The 7311-nt window shown below is 67.8% G+C and carries 7 protein-coding genes; all 7 read left to right on the top strand.

Going from position 1 to position 7311, the window contains the following annotated elements; translation table 11 throughout:
• Nucleotides 1–455: class I SAM-dependent methyltransferase (locus AC1DZ6_RS14825; RefSeq protein ID WP_477097924.1), on the top strand; the 455-nt coding region annotated here is incomplete at its 5' end.
• Nucleotides 452–1399 carry a methylenetetrahydrofolate reductase [NAD(P)H] gene (gene metF, locus AC1DZ6_RS14820; RefSeq protein ID WP_477097923.1) on the top strand — a complete coding sequence of 316 codons (948 nt, stop codon included), beginning with the start codon at nucleotides 452–454 and terminating at the stop codon, nucleotides 1397–1399. The genes AC1DZ6_RS14825 and metF, both read left to right, overlap by 4 nt.
• A complete protein-coding gene (blaCAU, locus tag AC1DZ6_RS14815) occupies nucleotides 1396–2274 on the top strand; it encodes a CAU/MBL1b family subclass B3 metallo-beta-lactamase (RefSeq protein WP_477097922.1) in 879 nt (292 codons plus the stop codon). The genes metF and blaCAU overlap by 4 nt, the downstream gene beginning before the upstream one ends.
• 93 nt (nucleotides 2275–2367) lie before the next feature.
• The gene (locus AC1DZ6_RS14810; protein ID WP_477097921.1) at nucleotides 2368–3444 is read left to right on the top strand and encodes a homocysteine S-methyltransferase family protein; all 1077 of its coding nucleotides are present in this window, start codon (nucleotides 2368–2370) and stop codon (nucleotides 3442–3444) included.
• Between the two features lie 11 nt (nucleotides 3445–3455).
• Nucleotides 3456–4451: a D-alanine--D-alanine ligase family protein gene (locus AC1DZ6_RS14805; protein WP_477097920.1), complete on the top strand. Its 996-nt coding sequence runs from the start codon at nucleotides 3456–3458 to the stop codon at nucleotides 4449–4451.
• Nucleotides 4452–4453: 2 nt separating this feature from the next.
• Entirely contained in the window at nucleotides 4454–4855 is a 402-nt protein-coding gene (locus tag AC1DZ6_RS14800) for a DUF4259 domain-containing protein (RefSeq protein ID WP_477097919.1), read from the top strand.
• Nucleotides 4852–7311: methionine synthase (metH, locus tag AC1DZ6_RS14795; RefSeq protein ID WP_477097918.1), on the top strand; the 2460-nt coding region annotated here is incomplete at its 3' end. The genes AC1DZ6_RS14800 and metH, both read left to right, overlap by 4 nt.

Here is a 7311-nt window from a genome sequence, read left to right as displayed (position 1 = left end):
GCGCGGCTCTGGGTCTGGATCTGTCGCAGCAGATGCTCAACATCGCCCGCGACGAGGTGGCCAAGGCGGGCCTGGCCCAGTGCGAGCTGCGCCATGGCGACATCTTCGCCACCGGCCTGCCGGGCGGTTGCGCCGATCTGGTGACCGTCCATCAGGTTCTGCACTATCTGGGCGATCCGGCCGCTGCCCTGGCCGAGGCCGCGCGGCTGGTGGCGGGCGGCGGCGTGCTGCTGATCGCCGACTTCGCGCCCCACGACCACGAGTTCCTGCGCGAGAACCACCAACATCGCCGCCTGGGCTTCGCCGACGCCGAAATCGTGCCGTGGATCGAGGCGGCCGGCCTGGTCCTGGAGGCCAACATCGCCCTGCCGCCGGCTTCCGACGAAGGGCTGACCGTCAAGATCTGGACGGCCCGCCGTCCTCATATCAAGTCCGCCGAAAGAAGCGCCGCATGACCATCGCTCCCGCCCCCCGCCGCGTCCTGGGCCCTGTCGCCCGCGCCGGCGAGCGCACCGACCGTCCGCGCGTCTCGTTCGAGTTCTTCCCGCCCAAGACCGAGCAGATGGAAGAGAACCTGTGGGCGGCGATCAAGCGCCTGGCGCCTCTGGATCCGGCCTTCGTCTCGGTGACCTACGGGGCCGGCGGTTCGACGCGCGAGCGCACGCACCGCACGGTCAAGCGCATCCTGGAAGAGACCAGCCTCAAGCCCGCCGCCCACCTGACCTGCGTCGGCGCCAGTCGCGCCGAGGTGGACGAGGTGATCCGCGAATACTGGGAGACCGGCGTGCGCCACGTGGTGTCGCTGCGTGGCGATCCGCCTCCCGGCGAGGGCGGCATCGGCGGGGTCTACGTGCCGCGCGAGGACGGCTACAAGAACGCCACCGAACTGACCTCGGCCCTGACCGCGATCGCGCCGTTCAATGTGCTGATCGGCGTCTATCCGGAAAAGCACCCCGAGAGCCCCTCGATCGAGCACGACATCGAGGTGCTGAAGGCCAAGGTCGACGCCGGCGCCACCCTGGCCATCAGCCAGTTCTTCTTCGACACCGACGCCTTCCTGCGGTTCGTCGACAAGGTGCGTGCCGCCGGGATCACCATCCCGATCGTGCCGGGCATCATGCCGGTGACCAACTTCAAGGGCCTGGTGAAGATGTCGGCCGCCTGCCAGACGGCGGTGCCGGGTTGGCTGGCCAACCTCTTCGACGGGCTGGACGACGACGCCGACACCCGCCGCCTGCTGGCCTGTTCGGTGGCCGCGGAGATGTGCGCCAAGCTGCAGGAGCAGGGCTTCTCGGACTTCCACTTCTACACCCTGAACCGGGCCGATCTGGTCTATGCGATCTGCCGCGTGCTGGGCCTGCGCGAGACCGCGCCGGCGCGGTCGGAGGCGGCGGCGTGAGACGCGCGGCGTCGACCCTTCTGGCCGTCCTGGTCCTGGCGACCTCCGTCCCGGGGGCGACGGCCCTGGCCGACGAGGCGCCGCCCAGCTGGTCCAAGCCGATCCGTCCCTACCGCGTGGTCGGCAACATCTACTATGTCGGCTCCGAAGGCCTGTCGGCCTGGCTGATCTCGTCGTCGCAAGGCCATGTGCTGCTCGACAGCGGGCCTTCGGCCGCGGGCGCGAAGCTGATCGAGGCCAATATCCAGACCCTGGGCTTCAAGCTTTCGGACGTGAAGGTCCTGATCAACACCCACGCCCATTTCGACCACGCTGGCGGCCTGGCCCAGCTGAAGGCCGACACCGGGGCCAAGGTCTGGGCCTCGCGCCCGGACGAGCCGGCCTTGGAGAAGGGCCAGCACTTCGGCGACAACAACAACGGCCTGACCCCGTTCCCGGCGGTCAAGGTCGACAAGGCGTTCGGCGACGGCCAGAAGCTGAAGCTGGGAGAGACCCTGCTGGTCGCCCACCTGACGCCGGGCCACACGATCGGCTGCACCACCTGGACCACCCAGGTCATCGACCGTGACCGCCCCCTGAACGTCACCTTCAACTGCTCGACCTCGGTGGCGGGCAACGTGCTGGTGGGCAACAAGACCTACAAAAACATCGTCGCCGACTACCGCGCCACCTTCGCCGCGCTGAAGGCCCTGCCCACCGACGTGATGCTGCCCAGCCACGAGGAGCAGGGCGGCCTTCTGGCCAAGCGCAAGAAGATGCTGAGCGGCGACGTCAACGCCTTCATCGACCCGACCGAAATCGCCCGCTACGCCACCGCCTCGGAGGAAGCGTTCGACAAGGAGCTGGCGCGCCAGCAAAGCGCCCGCAAACCCTGACCCGCCCGGGCGACCGGAATTGAGTTCCGCTTGCTCGCGAAGCGCTAGAAAGACCCGAACGGCCGGAGCCCGATCCTCCGGCAGGAGCCGACCATGACCGATCTCACCACCCGAGCTGGGYGCATCGCGGCCCTCAAGGCCGCCGCCAAGCAACGCATCCTGATCCTCGACGGCTCGTGGGGCGTGATGTTCCAGAAGCGCAAGCTGAGCGAGGCCGACTACCGCGCCGAGCGCTTCGCCGACTACGACGGCCAGATGAAGGGCAACAACGACATCCTGTGCCTGACCCGGCCGGATATCGTCGCCGACCTGCATCACCAGTATTTCGCGGCCGGCGCCGACATCTCCGAGACCAACACCTTCTCGGGCACCACCATCGCCCAGGCCGACTACCGGCTCGGCGCCGACGTGGTGCGCGACATCAATTACGAGGGCGCCCGCATCGCCCGCGGGGTGGCCGACGAGTGGCTGGCCAAGGAACCGGAAAAGCCGCGCTTCGTGGCCGGCTCGATCGGTCCGCTGAACGTGATGCTGTCGATGTCGTCGGACGTGAACGATCCGGGCGCGCGCAAGGTCACCTTCGACCAGGTCTACCAGGCCTATCGCGAGCAGGTGGCGGCGCTGCACGACGGCGGGGTGGACCTGTTCCTGATCGAGACCATCACCGACACCCTCAACTGCAAGGCCGCGATCAAGGCGATCATGGACCTGGTCGACGAGGGCTATGAAGAGTTGCCGATCTGGATCAGCGGCACCATCACCGACCGCTCGGGCCGCACCCTGTCGGGCCAGACGGCGGAAGCCTTCTGGAACTCGATCAAGCACTGCAAGCCGTTCGCCGTGGGCTTCAACTGCGCCCTGGGCGCCGACCTGATGCGTCCGCACATCGCGGAGATGGCCCGCATCGCCGACACCCTGGTGGCGGCCTATCCCAACGCCGGCCTGCCCAACGCCATGGGCGAGTACGACGAGGAGCCGCATCAGACCGGCCACCAACTGCACGAGTGGGCCAAGGACGGGATCGTCAACATCCTGGGCGGCTGCTGCGGCACGACCCCCGACCACATCAAGCACGTGGCCGACGAGGTTCGCGGCGTTGCGCCTCGCGCCATCCCCGAGCGCCCCAAGGCCATGCGCCTGGCGGGCCTGGAACCCTTCGAGCTGGCCTAGAGATTTCGACGATGCGCACGACCCTTCTTTTTGGCGGCATGAGCCGCGAGCGCCTGGTTTCGGTGGCCAGCGCCAAGGCCCTGTCCACGGCCCTGCCGGACGCGGACCTGTGGTTCTGGGCGCCCGACGACCAGGTCTATGTGGCCAGCGATGCGGTGCTGCAGGCCCATGAGCGGCCGTTCGAGATCGACCTGCCCACCGAGGGCGCGCCGATCGGCGGGATCGCGGCGGCGCTGGACAAGGCCAAGGCCGAGGATCGCGTGCTGGTCCTGGGCATGCACGGCGGCGCGGCCGAGAACGGCGACTTGGCGGCTCTGTGCGAAGCGCGCAGCGTGGCCTTCACCGGTTCCGACAGCAAGTCCAGCCGCCTGGCCTTCGACAAGATCGCCACCAAGGCCGCCGTGGCCAAGGCCGGCGTGGTCGCGCCCTCGACGGTCGAGCTGGCTGACGCCGGCGCGGCCCTGGCCAAGTACGGCAAGCTGGTCGCCAAGCCGGTGGCCGACGGCTCCAGCTACGGCCTGATCTTCGTCAACGAGGCCGCCGACCTGGAAACCCTGAAGGCCGCCGCCGCCCGCGAGGCCTATGTGATCGAGCCGTTCGTAGCGGGCGACGAGGCCACCTGCGGGGTGTTGGAACAGGACGGCAAGGTGTTCGCGCTGCCGCCGGTCGAGATCCGCCCGGCCGACGGCGCCTTCGACTACGTCGGCAAGTACCTGGCCAAGACGACCGAAGAGATCTGCCCGGCCACCTTCGCGCCCGAGGTCAACACGGCCATGCAGGACGCCGCGCTGCGCGCTCACAAGACCGTGGGGGCCGGCGGTTATTCGCGCAGCGACTTCATCGTCACCCCGAACGGCCCGATCTTCCTGGAGATCAACACCCTGCCGGGCATGACCGCCGCGTCGCTATATCCCAAGTCACTGAAGGCTCAGGGCATCGCGTTCCGCGATTTCCTCGACGGCCAGATCGCCCTGGCGGTCGCCCGCGTCAAAGCCGAGGCCGTTTGACCATGAGCGCCTGGGCCAGCGGACTGTTCGACAACGACGACGCCTTGGATTTCATCGAGGACCTGGCCGAGGCGCCCGACTGGCGCACCGTGCTGCAGATCCTCGACCACGTCACCAAGGCGGCGGGCTACCTGGAGGCGCCGGAGGGCCAGATCGCCGTGGCCGCCGCCGCCATCGTCGCGGCGGCCGTCGGCGATGTGACCATCCTGCCCGACAATCACCGCGAGCTCAAAGCCGCCCTCGGCGCCCCGCCCGAAGGGGCCACGCGTCTGGCTCGGTCCGCGCTAGCGCGCGTGGTCGCGCCCGCCTCCGAACTCGATGAACTCTGGCAGGAGGGGGATGATCACGACGCGTGGTTGACCCAGATCGCCGCCTTGCAAACGACCTTGAGTGCACGCCCATGAGACCCGTCTTCGTCAACATCGGTGAGCGCACCAACGTCACGGGATCGGCCAAGTTCAAGAAGCTGGTCATCGACGGCGACTATCCGGCCGCCCTGTCGGTGGCCCGCCAGCAGGTCGAGGCCGGCGCCCAGGTCATCGACGTCAACATGGACGAGGGCCTGCTGGACTCCAAGCAGGCCATGATCACCTACCTGAACCTGATGGCGGCTGAGCCCGACATCGCCCGGGTGCCGGTGATGATCGACAGCTCCAAGTGGGAGGTGATCGAGGCCGGCCTGAAGTGCGTTCAGGGCAAGGCGATCGTCAACTCGATCTCGATGAAGGAAGGCGAAGCCAAGTTCATCGAGCAGGCCAAGCTGTGTCTACGCTACGGCGCGGCCGTGGTTGTGATGGCGTTCGACGAGGTCGGCCAGGCCGACACCGCCGCCCGTAAGATCGAGATCTGCGAGAAGGCCTACCGCATCCTGGTCGACAAGGTGGGCTTCCCGCCGGAAGACATCATCTTCGACCCCAACATCTTCGCCGTGGCGACCGGGATCGAGGAGCACGACAACTACGCCGTCGATTTCATCGAGGGCACGCGCGAGATCAAGAAGCGCTGCCCCTACGCCCGCATCTCGGGCGGGGTGTCGAACGTGTCGTTCAGCTTCCGCGGCAACGAGCCCGTGCGCCGGGCCATCCACTCGGTGTTCCTGTACCACGCCATCGAGGCGGGCATGGACATGGGCATCGTCAACGCCGGCGACCTGCCGGTCTACGACACCCTGGACGCCGAACTGCGCGAGGCCGTCGAGGACGTGATCCTCAACCGCCCGCAGCGCACCAACGTCTCCAACACCGAGCGGCTGGTCGACCTGGCCCCGAAGTACAAGGGCGACAAGAGCCAGGTCCAGACCGCCAATCTGGAATGGCGCAAGGGCACGGTGAACGAACGCATCACCCATGCCCTGGTCAACGGCATCACCGAATTCATCAACGAGGACACCGAGGAAGCGCGCCTGTCGGTCGAACGGCCGCTGCACGTGATCGAAGGCCACCTGATGGACGGCATGAACGTGGTCGGCGACCTGTTCGGCTCGGGCAAGATGTTCCTGCCTCAGGTGGTCAAGTCGGCCCGCGTCATGAAGCAGGCCGTGGCCTGGCTGGAGCCGTTCATGGAGGCCGAGAAGGCCGGCAAGCCGCGCGAGCAGGCCGGCCGCATCCTGATGGCCACGGTCAAGGGCGACGTCCACGACATCGGCAAGAACATCGTCGGCGTGGTCCTGCAATGTAACAATTACGAGGTCATCGACCTGGGCGTGATGGTCCCGGCCGACCGCATCCTTGAGGAAGCCAGGAAGCACAACGTCGACATGATCGGCCTGTCGGGCCTGATCACCCCGTCGCTGGACGAGATGGTGTTCGTGGCCTCGGAGATGGAGCGCCAGGGCTTCACCATGCCGCTGCTGATCGGCGGCGCCACCACCAGCCGCACCCACACCGCGGTCAAGATCGAGCCGGCCTATCACAAGGGCTCCACGACCTACGTCCTCGACGCCAGCCGGGCCGTGGGCGTGGTCTCGGGCCTGTTGTCGGCCAGCGAGCGCGATCGGTTGCAGGCCGAGACGCGGGCCGAATATGTGCGCATCCGCGAGCAGTACGCCCGGGGTCAGACGGCCAAGGCGCGCACCAAACTGGCCGACGCTCGCAAGCGCAAGTTCGCCATCGAGTGGGAGGGCTACGCGCCGCCCAAGCCCAGCTTCATCGGCGCACGCGCATTCGAGCCGTCGCTGGAGGAGCTGGTCCCGTTCATCGACTGGTCGCCGTTCTTCGCCAGCTGGGAGCTGATCGGCCGCTTCCCGCAGATCCTGGAGGACGACGTGGTCGGCGAGGCCGCCACCGACCTCTATCGCGAAGCCCGCGAGATGCTCGACAAGGTGGTCGCCGAGAAGTGGTTCGGAGCCAAGGGCGTGATCGGCTTCTGGCCGGCCCAGGCCGACGGCGACGACATCGTTCTCTACACGGACGAAACCCGCACGACCGAGCTGTCGCGGCTGTTCACCCTGCGCCAGCAGATGGACAAGTCCGAGGGCAAGGCCAACCTGGCGCTGGCCGACTTCGTTGCGCCGATCGGGCAGGGCGGCGACTACATGGGCGGCTTCGCCGTCACCGCCGGCCATGGCGAGGACGAGATCGTCAAGCGCTTCAAGGACGCCGGCGACGACTACAGCGCCATCATGGCCTCGGCCCTGGCCGACCGTTTGGCCGAGGCCTTCGCCGAGTGGCTGCACTACAAGGCGCGTGTTGAGCTCTGGGGCTACGCCCCGGATGAGGGGCTAGATACCGACCTGATGATCGCCGAGAAATACCAGGGCATCCGCCCGGCCCCCGGCTATCCGGCCCAGCCCGACCACACCGAGAAGGGCACGCTGTTCAAGCTGCTGGACGCGGAAGCGGCCACCGGCATGATCCTGACC

Source organism: Caulobacter sp. P1_B12_2, from assembly GCF_056406675.1.
Note: the sequence above shows the minus strand (reverse complement) of the source record. Positions and strands in the feature narration are given on the sequence as shown.